At 44.4% G+C, this 293-nt stretch carries 1 protein-coding gene; it reads left to right on the top strand.

The window, feature by feature from the left end; all coding sequences use genetic code 11:
* On the top strand, positions 1-293 hold a 293-nt coding region (locus tag PZH32_RS13495), incomplete at both ends, for a hypothetical protein (protein WP_428994061.1).

Here is a 293-nt window from a genome sequence, read left to right as displayed (position 1 = left end):
GAGCACCGTATCGCTGCTATGAAGCAGGTATATGAGGCAGGTATCCGCACAGTCTGTTTCGTATCCCCGGTATTCCCCGGTATCACGGATTTTGAAGCAATCTTTGAGCGGGTAAAGGATCAGTGCGATCTGTTCTGGCTCGAAAATCTCAATCTTCGAGGCGGTTTCAAAAAGACAATTATGGATTATATCGCAGGAAAATATCCTGATCTTGTACCACTTTACGACGAGATCTATAACAAGCATAACCGCAGCTACTTTGAAGCACTTGAAGTAAAAGCTGAGAAAATGGC

Source organism: Adlercreutzia equolifaciens (genome assembly GCF_029076695.1).
Taxonomy (GTDB): Bacteria; Actinomycetota; Coriobacteriia; order Coriobacteriales; family Eggerthellaceae; genus Adlercreutzia; species Adlercreutzia equolifaciens_A.
This window is presented reverse-complemented; position numbering and strand designations above follow the sequence as displayed.